The organism is Sphingobacterium sp. UBA2480, from assembly GCF_002341965.1.
Taxonomy (GTDB): domain Bacteria; phylum Bacteroidota; class Bacteroidia; order Sphingobacteriales; family Sphingobacteriaceae; genus Sphingobacterium; species Sphingobacterium multivorum.
Genome location: NZ_DDPA01000007.1, coordinates 811,094 through 826,450 on the forward strand (window position 1 = coordinate 811,094; position 15,357 = coordinate 826,450).

A 15,357-nucleotide genomic window follows, 5' to 3' on the forward strand; every position below is an offset into this window, starting at 1 on the left:
GCCAAAGCGGGCTTTTTCAACAAATTTGGACTATTTAATTCAAGATTTGTGCTAGTCAAGTAGCCCGCTTTGGTTGTAAATTTGAACAACAAATAATAGTATTGTGAACGCAAGAATGAGGTATAGTTTAATCTTTTTAGTTTTTCTTTTGAGCACCCTGCTCATGAAAGGAATAGCTATGCCATCACATTCTACTGTTCAGCATTTACCCCTCGTCCGCCTAAGTCTGTCTGTATTTCCTTCTCATGTAGATAAAGCTTTAGGACAGTCAGAACGGGAAAATCTGTTAGCTGCGGTTAAAGATCATGATGTCTATGATATCACCGAACAGATGGACCTCAAAGATGAATGGAGCAAGCTGCTCTATTGGGGCGTGCTTTCAATTTGTCTTTTTGTATTCTGTTATCCTGTACGTCTCAAAATTCAGAATAACAGAAGGCCTTATATGGATCGATTGATCCTTCCGCCAAAATATATTCTTTTCCAAAGTTTAAAGATCCCATTTCTGGGGTAAAAATTTCCATTTCTTACAAGGGTTGAGAAAAGACAGACCTTGCGCTGTGTAGGGGTGTAATCTGTCCTATTCATCACGATTTTGAACGATTTTTTTAAGTCGTATGACCTTTTCGTGACCTGTACCCACCGTGACTTGTTTTTAATTCGAATAACAACAATTTAAATAATATTTATATGCATTTATTACCTAGAGAGACAGAGAAGCTATTGCTTCATCTTGCCGGCGAACTAGCGAAAAAACGTAAAGCTAGAGGACTTAAATTAAACTATCCGGAGTCTATTGCATTGATCAGTAGTGAACTTTTAGAAGCTGCTCGTGACGGGCGTACTGTTGCCGATTTAATGCAGTTTGGTGCAACATTGTTGACACGTGAAGATGTTATGGAAGGTGTGCCCGAAATGATTCATGATGTACAGATAGAAGCAACATTTCCAGATGGTACAAAACTGGTTACTGTTCATAACCCGATTCGCTAATTGTTAAAAATATAATCTATGATCCCAGGAGAATTTTTTATTGCAGATGGCTATGTGATCTGCAATGAAGGTAGAGAAGTTACAACCATCACTGTGACAAATACAGGCGATAGGCCCATTCAGGTAGGTTCACATTTCCACTTCTTTGAAGTGAACAAAATGATGGAGTTTGATCGCGAGAAAGCTTTTGGTAAGCGCTTAAATATTATCGCAAGTACTGCAGTACGTTTTGAACCAGGCGAATCAAAAGAGGTCGAATTGGTTCCGTATGCAGGTGCAAGAAGGATCTATGGCCACAATGATTTGGCAAATGGAGATACCGAAACCGAAGTTGCGAAAGCAAATGCAATGAAAAAAGTAAAAGAACAAGGCTTTAAAAACAAAGTGTCATGAGTTTAAAAGTTAGCAAATTAAATTATAGCGCCATCTTTGGCCCTACAAGTGGAGATAAAATCCGTTTAGGAGATACAGATATCATTATTGAAGTCGAAAAAGACTACGCTTACTATGGCGATGAAGCCAAATTTGGCGGCGGTAAGACCGTGCGTGACGGGATGTGCCAATCTTCCGTTCATACACGTGATGAAGGTACACTGGATATGGTGATCACTGATGCTATTGTTATTGACCACTGGGGTATCGTGAAAGGTGATATTGGTATTAAGGATGGTAAAATTGTTGGTGTTGGTCGTGCTGGAAATCCGGATACCATGGATAATATTACACCAAATATGATTATCGGTGCTTCTACGGAGGTGCATGGTGGATCAGGATACATCTTAACTCCAGGTGGTATTGATACCCATATCCACTATATCAGTCCAACACAAGTTGAAACGGCCTTATATAGTGGTGTTACAACAATGATCGGGGGCGGTACAGGTCCAGCGGATGGAACAAATGCAACTACAGTAACACCGGGTAAATGGAATTTACGCCGCATGTTACAAGCTGTTGAAGATCTTCCAATGAACTTTGGTTTTTTTGGTAAAGGAAACGTTGGTACTGAACAACCTATTGTTGAACAAATTGAAGCTGGTGCCTTAGGTGTTAAAATCCACGAAGATTGGGGTGCTACACCAGCAACAATCGACAGAGCGTTGACGGTTGCTGATCAATATGATGTGCAGGTGGCTATCCATACCGATACGCTGAATGAAGCGGGTTTCTTGGAAGACACGATCCAGGCAATCAACGGACGCGTGATCCATACATTCCATACGGAAGGTGCTGGCGGTGGGCACGCTCCGGATATCATCAAATCTGCGATGTATCCAAATGTATTGCCAGCATCGACAAATCCAACACGTCCATTTACAAAAAATACAATTGACGAGCACTTGGATATGCTGATGGTTTGTCACCACTTGAGCAAAGAAATTCCGGAAGACGTGGCTTTTGCCGATTCTCGTATCCGTCCAGAAACGATTGCAGCTGAGGATGTACTACAAGATCGCGGTGTATTCAGTATCATGAGTTCCGATTCGCAGGCAATGGGACGTGTAGGTGAAGTCATCACACGTACTTGGCAGACTGCAGACAAGATGAAGAAACAAGTAGGTCCATTGCCTGAAGATGAAGGTAAGGACAACGACAATTTCCGTGCACGTCGCTATGTCGCGAAATACACGATCAATCCAGCAATTGCCCACGGTATTTCGAAGTACGTTGGTTCTATCGAGCCTGGTAAAATTGCCGATATGGTGATCTGGCGTCCAGCTTTATTTGGCGCAAAACCAGAAATGATTATTAAAGGCGGGATGATTATCGCTTCAAAAATGGGGGATGCGAATGCTTCTATTCCTACACCACAACCAATCATCTTAAGAACCATGTTTGGCGGTTTAGGTAAAGCCGTTCACCAAACTTGTTTTGACTTTGTCTCTAAAATTTCATTGGAAAAGGGAATTAAAGAAGAGTATAAACTGGAAAGAACCTTACTTGCCGTAGAAAATTGTCGGAATATCTCCAAAAAAGATATGATCCACAATGATGCCACACCTGAAATTATCGTCAATCCAGAGAATTATGAGGTAAGTCTTGACGGCGAGATCTTGCGGTCAAAACCTGTTGATACAGTTTCGTTGGGACAACGATACTTCTTGTTTTAACCCTATAACTACTTTTTATGGCGTGATCCGATGTCACGCCATAAGCTATGAAAAACAATAGGTTGATGAAATCATCATGGGCTTATCAAAAGCGCATAAAAGAGAGGGAATACTGATTGCTCATGATGCTTCATTAAGCTAAAATACGATTTACGCTAATGAAAAATTTGAAGACATTTTTAGGCTGTTGTATAGCAATGGCGTGCTTAACCATACAATCGGCCTATGCGCAAAAGGGAGGTATCATGATTTATGGGGCACTGAATTACCACGAAACAACAGCTGGGCATCAATTTAGTGCCGCTCCGGTGGGTGCTGCTTATTTTTTCACTGACAACATGAATGCGGGGCTAAACTATGGATTCAATTCTGTTAAGGATAAAGCACTGGATTTTACGGATCATTCGCATGAAATAGGACCTTTCTATAGCAATACTTGGCCCCTGAGTGAGCATTTTATGTTAATTGGCCAGGTTGATGTGCATTATTTGTGGGGCGATCAACATGTCGCTACCGGTGGTACTATGGTAGATGGTAAATACAATGGCTATCTATTCAGAGTGTACCCGCTTGTGGGTATCGCCTTGGGAAAAGGTTGGGCATTAAAAGCTAAAGTAGCAGAATTGTCTTATAAAAAGAGAAATAGTAAAGATGCTGCAATTCCCAATGATCACGAACTCATTACGGGAATCAATGGATCTACAGTAGGTTTAGGCTTGTCTAAAAATCTATTTATTAAAAATTAAAAAATGATAATCACGGAAATCACAAGGAATATTCAGGGGGAGCAGATCACTAAGCGTCTCGATTTGCTTGCTATTGAATGGTATGAGTCGACCAAACGTATTCAACGTTTACGTACAGCGGAGGGAATGGATATTGCCGTCAAATTGTTGGGTAATACATCCAGCTTGCAGGATGGTGATGTCTTGTACGAAGACGAAGAGAAAATTGTTGTGGTAACGATCAAACCTTGTGAAGTCATCCGTGTCATGGCAATTGATTTCCTGCGAACTGCTTTTGTAAGCAGCGAAATTGGAAACAAACATTTGCCTCTATTTGTGGAGGCAAATGAATTGCTTATGCCATATGAACGGTCAATGTACGAATGGCTAAAGAAACAAGGATTTGACCCGCAACGTGGCGAGCGCCAACTTTTACGTCAGCTCAATGCAAATGTCGATCCCAAGCATCATCAGAAGATGAAGTCTTCAACGAAGAATATACCGCTCTTGATCAACGACAAGGCCTTCGTGAATTTGCAAGCGCCAACAGCCGGTATCGCTTTAATGCCCAATGATAGAGAAGATTACGCAAGGAGCTGATAAATCCTTGAAGATATATACTTATATAAAAAAATGATGTCAATGAAAAATACATTTCTAGGCAAGTTACTCCATCTCGCAGATCCTACATTACCAATTGGAGGGTTTACCCATTCAAATGGACTGGAGACTTATGTGCAACAGGGCTTGGTCTGTGATAAGGTTACGGCGGACAATTATGTGCGTCATAACCTCTGGTATAATCTGAAGTACAATGATGCTGCTTTGATGAAATTGGCCTATGAAGCAACTTCTTCGCAGGACATGGATGCATTGATCGCGTTAGATCAAGAATGTACAGCATTAAAAAGCCCAAGAGAAATTCGCGATGCCAGTAAAAAACTGGGTGTACGTATTTATAAAATATTCAGTCGTTATCAACAGCAGGATTTTATGCTATCCTGGGGTGAATTAATCCAAAAGAAGGAAGTAGATAGCCATTACTGTTTGATGTATGGCATGTTGGCGTCACTTTTAGAAATTCCTTTGGAAGAAGCATTACATGGCTTTTATTATAATGCCGCCATTACGATGGTGACCAACGCTGTAAAACTTGTGCCATTAGGACAGTTGGATGGCCAAGATATACTTTTTGGTTTACATGATGATATACTTGATCTCTGCAAAGAGACCTTAACCGTTGAACGGAATTTAGTGGGTTTATGCAACATTGGATTTGACATCCGTTGCATGCAACACGAACGATTATATTCTAGAGTTTATATTTCTTAAAAAACAATTAAAATGGAAAATAGAAAATATGTTAAAATAGGGGTTGGTGGTCCAGTAGGGTCTGGTAAAACAGCATTATTGGAACGATTGAGCAGACGGTTGATGAATGAAATTGATCTTGCCGTAATTACGAATGATATTTATACCAAGGAAGATGCGGAATATATGGCCAAAAATAGTTTGCTTCCCCGTGAACGAATTATCGGTGTGGAAACTGGCGGTTGCCCCCATACAGCGATACGGGAAGACGCGAGTATGAATCTCGAAGCTGTAGATGAACTAGCTAGCCGTTTCCCGGATTTGGAGTTGATTTTAATTGAAAGTGGTGGTGATAACCTGACTTCTACTTATAGTCCGGATCTTGCCGATATCACCATTTTTGTCATTGATGTTGCCGAAGGTGAAAAAATGCCTCGTAAAGGTGGGCCGGCAATTACAAGATCAGACCTGTTGTTGATTAATAAAAAAGATTTGGCACCCTATGTGGGCGCAAGCCTAGAAGTGATGGAACATGATGCACGTAAAATGCGTAAAGGTTCTCCATTCCTGTTTTCAAATCTAAAAACCGGCGATGGTTTGGAAGAGATCGTAGGCTGGATTAAAAAATACGCACTCCTTCAAGATATTGAGGAACCTAATTTACTACGTTAATTATGATTTGTTCTTTAGCTATTAAGATAGCACATCGCGAAGGAAAATCCTTTTTAAAAGATGCATATGCGACACAACCGTTTCGTATCGTTCCTGTTGGGCAATATCAAAAAGACAATGCAGCGTACTTGATGATTATGAGTTCATCGCCTGGTTTGTTGGATGGAGATGACCATCGTATTCAAGTTGATATTGCTCCGGGGTCTAAGTTACAGTTACAAACGCAGGCTTATCAGCGTTTGTTTCATATGAAAGGTCATTCGTCCCAAACGATGGAAGTGAATGTAGGCGAAAATGCTGTTTTTTCTTATGTACCCCATCCCGTCGTACCTCAGCATTCGTCTCATTTTTTGAGCCATAACATTGTACATCTTGCTTCAAATTGTCACTTATTGCTGAGTGAAATCGTGACCTGTGGCCGGAAAATGTCCGGTGAAGAGTTTATGTACAATCACTTTCAAAATCTGACAGAATGTTATGTCAATGGTAGGCTCGTGGTGAAGGATAATGTATTGCTTCAGCCAGATCGTATGCCTATACAAGGTCTGGGTATTTTGGAAGGCTATACGCACCAGGGAACGTTGATCTATCTGAATAGTGCCGGCTTGAATCCAAGCGACTGGATCGAGGCTTTCCATGAACAGTACGGGGAAACCAAAGACGTCGCGTTTGGGATTAGCGAATTGCAGCATGACGGTTTTATGGTTCGCGTTTTAGGTAACGGTGCCGAACAGCTTTATCTTCTTTTTAAAGAAATGCAAAGCGCACTATGGGGCAACATATTTTTGAATAACAACTAATTATATTCCAATGAAAAATAACATCCTAGCTTTTATAAAAGCTTTTTTTAAAGGATTTGGGCAGATTATGTTACAGGGTAACATTTGGACGGGTATCTTATTTATCGGAGCCATTATTTATGATTCGGCACTTATGGGCTTTGCAGGGGTTCTCGCTAACATCGTAGGCGTACTGACGGCCAAGTTGATGAAATTTGATGAGGATCATATCAATGATGGACTTTTCGGATTTAATGCTACGCTTTACGGTATTGCTTTGGTTTTCTATTTCCAGACAAACGTTTGGGTATGGGGAGCCTTAATCGTAGGATCTGCGTTGACCACCATTTTGATGGGGTTTGCATTAAAGAAGAATCTGCCGGTATTTACATTTCCTTTTATCTTAATTACCTGGATCGCATTGTATGTGTTGAGTATTCCAGAACTGGCCTTGCGGACTGTACCCGAGCATTTTGTTGATATTCAGGAAATGGATGACTTCCTAATTGAAGGCCATGCCTTTGGTCAGGTTATTTTTCAGGGTAGTTTAATTGCTGGATTGATCTTTTTCATCGGGGTTTTCCTGAGCAATCCCATGGGCGCACTTTACGGTTTCGCTGCTGTTATCATCAGTGTTTATATATCGCACCATGGCCATGAATCTGTAGATATGACCAATAATGGCATTTTTAGCTTCAATGCGGTTTTGGTTGGAATTGCCCTAAGCGGCCCCCGCGTTAGAGATGGTGTATATGTTCTAATCGGAACGATTATCGCAACATATTTCGATCATTTTTTGATTCACAACGGATGGACAACATTGACTTTTCCATTTGTTTTTGCGATGTGGGCTATGCACCCTGTCAAACTTATCGATAAATGGTTGGTGAATAGGTTTTCATCAGCTGAAGGGACTTCCTAGTCCTTTTTTGTGAACTAAAATTTTATGTATGTTTAAATTTCGTTTAATAAAACTATTCCCAATAATGCTCTTATTGGGAATTCATGTAAATACTGTGTACGGACAAGTCAGTCCGCCGGGATTAGGAAAAGCAAGGACCGCATCTTGGTCGGTTTTGGGCTTGCGTAGGAAATTAGACAGTGCTGGAACGAAGGAAGCATTGACCTATATTGGTTTGGGAACTAAAAGTACACCCGACGATTCAAATCCATTTCACAAGCAGGCTATTTGGGTGTTAAACCATGAGGTCTATCATAAATTTGCTAAAAATCAACAATATAGTTATGCGTTGAGTTATCGTCGCCAAAACGTTTACGATGAGGCTGCCCCATATCATAACGAAGGTGTTGAGCAAGAGTTTAGGTTGTATGGACGATATGCGTATACATTGACCCTTAATGATCGTTTGAAATGGAAAAATACATTAAGGCAAGAGTTCCGAAAGTTCTTTACAGCCGATTTTCAAAAGGCAGAAGAGAATTTTCAATTTAGGACCCGCTTGAAGTCGCAGCTAAATTTCAAAATTTCGGCTAAAAATAAGCAGGAATTGGCGTTGAGCGCTGAAGGACTTTTTGCAATCAGCAAGCTCTACGAACCTGTTAGTACCTGGTCTAGCTTTGGCTATAAAGAGACCCGTTTGGGTTTTTATTACATGACAGATATTCCAAAGACACCTTTGCGATTGGATCTGGGTTATATGAATGACTTAATTAAAGGCTATAACAAAGTAGATTTTGGGGTTCATTATTTAGCCGTAGATTTAATCTGGAATTTACCTTACCGTAAAAAGCATTAGCCCGCCATAAACTTATGTTTCCGATAGTCACTGGGTGAATACCCAGTGATTTTTTTGAATAGCCTGGTGAAATAGGAGGGCGATTGAAATTTCAATTCAAAGGCTATACCGGCAATATCTCTCGTAGCATCCTGGAGCAGAATCTGACTATGTAAGATACTTATTTCACTAATCCATTGCTTCGGAGGTTTATTTGTCGCTTCCTTTACACATTTATTGAGGTAGTTTTCTGAAATATGCAATAAATTGGCGTAGAATAACACGTTTTTATGATCGATATGAAATTTTTGTACATATTCGCGGAAACGGAAAGCAATATCGAGCTGTCGGCTCATCGGCGCCTTAGTCTCTATATCCGATTTTATCACCTTCAATAGGATACACTGCATCATGGATATGCAGACTTCCATTACGCGGCCCTCGGTAAAAAGTTCCTCTTCCAATAACATCAACATTTGCTGGATCCAATGTGCTACATGTGGTTTAAGTGTGGTAAAAGGATGGGAATTGAAAAATTTAATATCGTTTATGCCAAGCTCAATATCAGTTACAATTTCATTTTCATAAACCACGAAAAAACCTTCTACATCATCAGAGATTGCCAGCGTAGCCGTAATATTACCTTGTTTGATGTTAATGACTTGATTTTCGGTTAAGGTATAAGATGCGCTTTCGAGATGTTGGGTCAGGGACCCCTTCGTTACAAAAATGAGAAAATTAAACGTCGTACGATAGGGGATGACAGGCATCAGGATACTGCGGAGGTAATTCTCGATTCGATAGACTTGAATTTTATTCTCATTGAATAAATTGTGCTCAGAAACATCCGGTAAAAATAACTTTTTGTACTCGTAATTGTTGATGATCTTAATCGAATTTTTCATAGTTTTAAAGACAACCTACTTACCAATGAAATCAAAAAAAAGGAATAGTTGTATGTATGACAAATATACTTAAAAGTTTGCGGAAATTAGGTTAGCATCCGATGCTTTCCAATCAAGTAATTATTGTGTTAACTAAGTGAAAAAGCTTATTTAAGACAAATTGTCCTGATTCCCTTTTATAAACTCCGACGTGAAATGTTGTTGCTGTTTTTCATGGCTGAATTTCTCCCTATTATAGGACGCTGAACTACCTTTGGGTATTGATAAGGAGGTCCATTTATCATCCAAACATATTTTCCCAATATAGAGCATCTGACCGATGTGGTAGGGATAATGTGCTAGCTGCCGCAAGATCGCTTCCATGACGGTATGTCCTTGATTACGGATATAAATGATTTTAGCGAGATCTTCTTCTTCGAGGGATTCAATTGCTTGAAACAGACAGGACCATCCAGCATTCCAATAGGTAATAAGCTCATCGCGATCTACCCAACTGTTCTCAAACTCCTGGTCGCGGTTTCTATTTTGTTTTTCGCCATCTGTGGTGAGGAAATCGGTCCATCGGGAAAGCATATTTCCACCTAAATGTTTAACAATTAATGCAATGCTATTGCTCGAATCATTGGGTTGCCAAAAGAGTTGTTCAGTGCTTAACTGTGCCAATGTTTTATCACCCAAAGATTTATAATATTGAAATTGCTTGATACAAGTCGCTAAAAAATTGTCCATTGCGTCGAAAGTTTGGCATTTATATGAATATTAATATACAAAAATGTCCTGAAACCGAGACCTAAAATAATTTTTTTAGCTGAAATCTGGTTTTGCTATCGATGTCATTAATTTCCTGATACAGTTTTTTGAGGTGATAAATGTGTGAATTTATAAGGAGAAGGAGAAGGAGAAGTGTGAGCAAAAATGCTAATAAAAGCAAAGGTGATACTGGGGTATGTATCACCTTTAAGCTAACTAAACATTAAACATAAATAAACAGTCTTTTTTAAAGACCACACTAAAAATTACAATACTACTCTGCCACTTGTTGATTTGTCAACTTGGACATTTTTTGGTTGATTTTTTAACGCAATTCTTGCCGATGTAGAAACATTTCCCTGTAAGTTTTCTTTCACGCTGAGCGTAACATTTGCAGACGAATTGGCTTGTACTTGGGCATTTGTTGTCGAGAAACGGCTCATGTCAACCGATGCGGATGAATTGGTGTTCAAATTTAAATTTGAAGCGCTACCCGCAATTTCCTGCTTAGACGAACTGCTTGCCGATACTTGCAAATTTTTACTGCTGACATCTGTCGTTAACTTGCTAGAAGAGCTCGTTGAAAGGTTGATATCATCAGCAATTAATTTTTTAAGCGATATTTTTGCGGAGGAGGATACGTCTACAGAAATTTTGTTTGCCTTAATCGTTTCATCGGTATAGATCGAACTGCTGGATGATGCCGAAAAGCGTGTCGGTATCTTGCTTGAGTAAACAGTTACGCGATTGTTTCTCGCATTTCTGATTGAACTGTTTCTTTTATACTGTACATACAGTGTACCGTTTTTTACAGTCGTTTCGATAAGGGATAAATGTTCGGGATTATCTGCTTCAACAATAACTTCGTTGCGATTAGAGTGAATATAATCTACACGTAATGAAGTTGCCGATGAAATGCCATCTGGAGCAGTGATCTTACGTGTTTCGCGTTCTTGTGCCTGAGCTACATATAAAAATGAAATAAAGGCAATGGTTAAGATTCTTTTCATTATTTTTCTGTTATTAGTTTAAATTTATTTTTACTGAAAGTTTCATTTTAATTTCCCTTTTTATCGTTTCTTATGCACTTATGCATACGCGCTATCGTTAACTGCCACCTATAGTATAATAGTAATGCCAAAACTTTAAATCCGTTTAAAATACTGATTAACACTAGTTTTGTTCCTGAGTGCTATTTTCGTTCATGCTCATTTTTGAACATCAACTGTTCGGTATCGGACAATAGTTTGTTTACCAGACTCTTCGTTTGTAGGCTGCTAACCAGAATTGATACTCTAATTGGGAAGCTGTTATAAATACTTGTCGCATCTTCTCCCGTTTTGTTTCAGTAGTTTCTGCTGCAATTTTGTCAACGTAGTTTTTCGCCTTGATAACGCCCTGTGCAAAATCCTCACCGCTATAAGTTGCTATCCATTTGGAATAGGGATTTCCCTGTGTATTTGCTGTCGATACAATGTGATCTCCGACCTCCTTATAAATCCAAAAACAGGGGAGTGTTGCCGCCATAGCAACCTCAATACTCTCGAAAGCGGCTACGCTTTTAAGAAAATGAACATAATGATGGCAGGTTGGTTCGATTTTGTTGCTCTTGTCGGCAGGACTTAAACCAAATTCCCGAAAGTAATTTTCGTGTAATGCCCGTTCAACAAGTAGCGCATTGCGACCAAATTCGAAATAGTCCAATGCTTGTTGGTTATCCGCGCTTTTTGCACCTATAAAGGCGAGCACACGGCCAAATTCTTCTAAATAGAAAGCATCCTGCTGCATGTAAAATTGAAATTTATCCAGGGGAAGACTACCATCACTAAGCTGAACAATAAACGGCATAGTGAGTATATCTGAATAAATTGATGTTATTGAATCCCAGGCATGATCAGTCCAGTTCATATTGAATAAGTTTAATCGGATTGTGGAAGTGATTTAATGGCCCATTTCCTTTGCCAATGATGAGGTCTTTGCTACCAGCTATTGCTGCGTGTATATAGGCCAATGCGAATTCAACCGCGCTATCGAGACCAACGCCTTGTGCCAAATGGCTCGCAATTGCTGAAGAAAGCGAACAACCGGAACCATGTGTATTTTTGCTGTTAATTTTTTGAGATTTGAATTCAATTGGTGGATTCTTGTGCTGGAACAATAGGGATGTTAATTCTTGACTTTGGAGATGCCCGCCTTTAATCAAAACGGATTGACAACCTTTCGCCAGTAGGCTATTTCCCGCTTTTTCCATTTTCTGAACCGTGTCAATAACTTCGTCTACTAAGACACTTACCTCATCTAAATTTGGTGTAATTAGCGTTGCCAAAGGAAAAAGAAGTGCTATGCAGGCCTGAATCGTATCGTCGTGAATCAGCTTGTGTCCGCTGGTCGAGACCATGACTGGATCAAATACGATAGGCCCTTTATATTCTTTTAAATAGCTGCTAATAAGCTCCACAAGTTCAATATGGTGTACCATGCCTATTTTAATTGCATCGGGATAGATGTCGTCAAAAATAGCATCTAATTGGTCCTGGACGGCTGCTGTAGGAATGTCATAAATACGTCTTACACCTTGTGTGTTCTGAACGGGTAAGGCAGTTAACACATTCATGGCATAACAACCTAATGCAGATATGGTTTTGGTATCTGCTTGTATACCTGCACCACCGCTACCATCGAACCCCGCAATGCTGAGTACGGTAGGGACGCGGTATTTTTTATCTTTTGTCATTTTAATAGTTCTTTTAGTTGTGCACTGGCAGCTCTGGGATCTTGACTTTGGCATATGGCCGAAACGACTGCAATGGAGTCTGCACCGGCATTCCAGGTCTCTTCTGCAGTTTGTAAATTCATCCTTCCGATAGCGATCAATGGTTTTTCCGTCCTACTCCGAAGTTGTTTTAAACCTGCAATTCCCCATTCAGTAATCGTGTCCATTTTTGTTCTCGTAGAAAAAATGGGACTTACACCGAGGTGGTCGACGGCGTACATTTGTGGACTTTCCAGTTGTTGCATATCTTCTATGGACCAGCCTATGTTTAATTTATCGCCATATTTTTCGCGAATAGGGAGCGGCTGCAAATCATTTTGACCCACATGTACTCCCCATGCCTCGATTTTTGCAGCGATTGCTACGGCATCATTGATCACGAGCGGAATACCATAACGATCGGTCAGTTTTTTCAAACGCATGGCTTTATCCAAAAATGTAGCGGGATCGTTAGCTTTTTCGCGTAATTGAATAAGATCGACTCCACCAATGATGGCTTCTTCGGCGACATTGAGCCAATGTTGAGGATAACAGTCCCGCTCAGAAATTACCAAATATAAAGGGTAGGGAAAAAGCGGATTAATGCGCATAACATTTGATCTTGAGCTTTGATTTTAGACGTTCTGCATTGAGCTTATAGAGTTCATCATAGAGATTCAATTGCAAGGTACCCGGGCCAGCTGCTGTTTGGGCTGCGAGTTCTCCCGCCAAGCTCAAAATGGAAACGCCGGCAACAGCTGCTTCAACATATTGGTCTGTAACACCTAGAAATGCACCAATAAGTGCAGTAGCACTACAGCCAAGTCCAGTTACCTGTGTCATTAAAGGGTTGCCATTAAAGACTTCAACCCTGTATTGTTCGGAAAGAATATAGTCTACTTCTCCGGAAATACAGATAATGGAACCGGTTTGCTCTTGCAATAATTGGCCAAATCGGAGCGCATCTTTACTCGCTGTCGTGCTGTCGACTCCTTTTGTGTTCGGTTGGTTGAAATTGTACAGCGTCATGATTTCTGATGCATTTCCACGAATAACCGTTGGTTTGAGATCCAGTAGATTGGCTAATAAATCATTGCGGAATGCTGATATCCCAGCACCAACAGGATCAAGTACCCATGGCCGTCCAATGGTATTGGCATGTTCGGTAGCAACCAGCATAGCTTCGGCTGTATCTTCACTCAAGGTGCCGATATTAATAACAAGAGCTTGCGCAATATCGACAACTTCGCGTACTTCTAAAGGACTGTGTACCATTACGGGGGACGCTCCTAGGGCTAACAGTGCGTTGGCCGTATTGTTCATCACGACTAGGTTTGTGATGTTGTGTACAAGGGGTTTTTCGACCCTCAGCTGCGCTAATAAATTGATAATTGAATCTTCCATTCTTTTTACATATGCTAAGATGTACGGTGTAGCCTTGGAGGGAAGAAGAGCGATAGACTGCGCAGTAAAGGAGTATGCTGTACAGTGGATTTTTGCTTTTCCCTACGCCGGTATAAACCGAATCAGGTTCAAAGGGACTATCTCAATTCTATACAGAATACCCCCAAAGCCAGACCAAATTTAAACAAAAAAGAGGACTTTTCATATCCGTCATTTTTCGATCACTTAGCTTGTTAAATTAATCGGCCGGATTTTGATCGGCACTAATTTCAATATATTCAACAGGGGTATAAGTAACCCGGGCAAAATTTTTGGTCAAAAGTTCTGTTTCTAAAATCTTTCCACCCTGAAATTTTAAAAACTTCTCGCGCCAAATCTCATTTTTACGAAAGAACTGGTTGTCTATTTTAAGAAATTGATGTTCTTTTTCAACGACATGGTATGCAAAATCCAGCTCCTGATCGATCCTCAATTCGCCCTCTAAACATTTCTCTGTAAACCAGAGGTTGATCTGGAAGGTGTAAGGCGTGTTGTTGGTGAATTGATAATCACGGTAGTTATAAAATACGGTAGCCCCACTGCCGAATGGCAAAACGCGACCATCGTCAGGAAAAGGATCAAAGGAGTGATGATAACGTTCGCTGACGGTGAGTGGACTATGGATAACAAGCCAATGGATGAGATTGGATATTTGACAGATTCCACCGCCAATACCCGCCCTTGCTTCACCGAAGGATAACTCCATGCCGGGCAGATACCCTTTCTTTACGGTGGGGAGCCCTACGAGTTTACAAAATGAAAAGGTTTCCTTCGGTCTGATCAGAATGGCATTGATCTGTGCTGCTGCAATTTTCAGGTTGGTCACTTTGTTGATCTGCAATTGCATATTATTTTCGCCCAGCTTTTTTAATAATACAGACTGATGCTTTTTAATACGAAAGGGAAGTTTTTCAGCTGATTTAACTTTGCTGTATTTTTTGTCGTCAAATAGCCAGACGGCTTTTCGCTGCATTCTTCTTACCCATACTGCAAAAAAATAGAGCAAGGGGTGCTGTTGACTGATCAGTTTTCTTTTTTTCAATACGATGTTTATTTATCGCTATCAAAATTAATGCAGAAATGTATCTTTTGCCGCTTTTTTTGATTTTGTCCTGTGTTTTTACTGTATAGGGGGTAGAACTTTTGTTCCATCGGGTGTATACTGGCTTTTCGCTCTATG

Annotated in this window: 18 protein-coding genes, 1 pseudogene and 1 riboswitch; of the genes and pseudogenes, 11 read left to right on the forward strand and 8 right to left on the reverse strand. The window is 40.3% G+C overall.

Annotated features, from left to right (window positions below):
- The first annotated feature begins 163 nt into the window (after positions 1-163).
- The 11 genes and pseudogenes from B3600_RS16475 (at position 164) to B3600_RS16525 (ending at position 8,348) form a co-directional block, all read left to right on the forward strand.
- The gene (locus B3600_RS16475; RefSeq protein ID WP_070567885.1) at positions 164-514 is read left to right on the forward strand and encodes a hypothetical protein; all 351 of its coding nucleotides are present in this window, start codon (positions 164-166) and stop codon (positions 512-514) included.
- A gap of 176 nt (positions 515-690) precedes the next feature.
- Positions 691-993: an urease subunit gamma gene (gene ureA, locus B3600_RS16480; RefSeq protein WP_070567883.1), complete on the forward strand. Its 303-nt coding sequence runs from the start codon at positions 691-693 to the stop codon at positions 991-993.
- An 18-nt stretch (positions 994-1,011) separates the two neighbouring features.
- A pseudogene (ureB, locus tag B3600_RS16485) lies at positions 1,012-1,317 on the forward strand (urease subunit beta); the annotation flags it as partial.
- 65 nt (positions 1,318-1,382) lie between these two features.
- The gene (gene ureC / locus B3600_RS16490; protein ID WP_070567879.1) at positions 1,383-3,104 is read left to right on the forward strand and encodes an urease subunit alpha; all 1,722 of its coding nucleotides are present in this window, start codon (positions 1,383-1,385) and stop codon (positions 3,102-3,104) included.
- A 158-nt stretch (positions 3,105-3,262) separates the two neighbouring features.
- Entirely contained in the window at positions 3,263-3,850 is a 588-nt protein-coding gene (locus B3600_RS16495; RefSeq protein WP_139145037.1) for a hypothetical protein, read from the forward strand.
- Positions 3,851-3,853: 3 nt separating this feature from the next.
- On the forward strand, positions 3,854-4,429 hold the full coding sequence (locus tag B3600_RS16500) for an urease accessory protein UreE (protein WP_286753731.1): 576 nt from the start codon (positions 3,854-3,856) through the stop codon (positions 4,427-4,429).
- A gap of 42 nt (positions 4,430-4,471) precedes the next feature.
- On the forward strand, positions 4,472-5,161 hold the full coding sequence (locus B3600_RS16505; RefSeq protein WP_070567872.1) for an urease accessory protein UreF: 690 nt from the start codon (positions 4,472-4,474) through the stop codon (positions 5,159-5,161).
- Positions 5,162-5,173: 12 nt separating this feature from the next.
- Positions 5,174-5,812 carry an urease accessory protein UreG gene (ureG, locus tag B3600_RS16510; protein ID WP_046675418.1) on the forward strand — a complete coding sequence of 213 codons (639 nt, stop codon included), beginning with the start codon at positions 5,174-5,176 and terminating at the stop codon, positions 5,810-5,812.
- A 2-nt stretch (positions 5,813-5,814) separates the two neighbouring features.
- On the forward strand, positions 5,815-6,612 hold the full coding sequence (locus B3600_RS16515) for an urease accessory protein UreD (RefSeq protein ID WP_159333069.1): 798 nt from the start codon (positions 5,815-5,817) through the stop codon (positions 6,610-6,612).
- Positions 6,613-6,622: 10 nt separating this feature from the next.
- Positions 6,623-7,513, forward strand: a complete 891-nt coding sequence (locus tag B3600_RS16520) for an urea transporter (RefSeq protein ID WP_201638982.1) — start codon at positions 6,623-6,625, stop codon at positions 7,511-7,513.
- 28 nt (positions 7,514-7,541) lie between these two features.
- Positions 7,542-8,348, forward strand: a complete 807-nt coding sequence (locus tag B3600_RS16525) for a DUF2490 domain-containing protein (protein ID WP_286753732.1) — start codon at positions 7,542-7,544, stop codon at positions 8,346-8,348.
- Here the strand turns inward: B3600_RS16525 and B3600_RS16530 are convergent.
- The 8 genes from B3600_RS16530 to B3600_RS16565 form a co-directional block, all read right to left on the reverse strand.
- Entirely contained in the window at positions 8,345-9,232 is an 888-nt protein-coding gene (locus B3600_RS16530; protein ID WP_159333066.1) for a helix-turn-helix domain-containing protein, read from the reverse strand. The two genes, B3600_RS16525 and B3600_RS16530, sit on opposite strands and share 4 nt — an antisense overlap.
- Positions 9,233-9,382: 150 nt before the next feature.
- Complete coding sequence (locus tag B3600_RS16535; protein WP_159333065.1) at positions 9,383-9,961, reverse strand: DUF1572 family protein; 579 nt, start codon at positions 9,959-9,961, stop codon at positions 9,383-9,385.
- 287 nt (positions 9,962-10,248) lie between these two features.
- Positions 10,249-10,992, reverse strand: a complete 744-nt coding sequence (locus tag B3600_RS16540; protein WP_159333064.1) for a GIN domain-containing protein — start codon at positions 10,990-10,992, stop codon at positions 10,249-10,251.
- Between the two features lie 241 nt (positions 10,993-11,233).
- Entirely contained in the window at positions 11,234-11,890 is a 657-nt protein-coding gene (gene tenA / locus B3600_RS16545; protein ID WP_286753733.1) for a thiaminase II, read from the reverse strand.
- Positions 11,877-12,716, reverse strand: a complete 840-nt coding sequence (gene thiD / locus B3600_RS16550) for a bifunctional hydroxymethylpyrimidine kinase/phosphomethylpyrimidine kinase (protein WP_286753734.1) — start codon at positions 12,714-12,716, stop codon at positions 11,877-11,879. The genes tenA and thiD overlap by 14 nt, the downstream gene beginning before the upstream one ends.
- Positions 12,713-13,345 carry a thiamine phosphate synthase gene (thiE, locus tag B3600_RS16555; protein WP_286753735.1) on the reverse strand — a complete coding sequence of 211 codons (633 nt, stop codon included), beginning with the start codon at positions 13,343-13,345 and terminating at the stop codon, positions 12,713-12,715. The genes thiD and thiE overlap by 4 nt, the downstream gene beginning before the upstream one ends.
- Positions 13,335-14,138: a hydroxyethylthiazole kinase gene (thiM, locus tag B3600_RS16560; protein ID WP_286753736.1), complete on the reverse strand. Its 804-nt coding sequence runs from the start codon at positions 14,136-14,138 to the stop codon at positions 13,335-13,337. The genes thiE and thiM overlap by 11 nt, the downstream gene beginning before the upstream one ends.
- An 82-nt stretch (positions 14,139-14,220) precedes the next feature.
- A riboswitch (TPP riboswitch) is annotated at positions 14,221-14,313 on the reverse strand.
- A gap of 63 nt (positions 14,314-14,376) precedes the next feature.
- The gene (locus B3600_RS16565; protein ID WP_286753737.1) at positions 14,377-15,219 is read right to left on the reverse strand and encodes a VanW family protein; all 843 of its coding nucleotides are present in this window, start codon (positions 15,217-15,219) and stop codon (positions 14,377-14,379) included.
- Positions 15,220-15,357 lie beyond the last annotated feature (138 nt).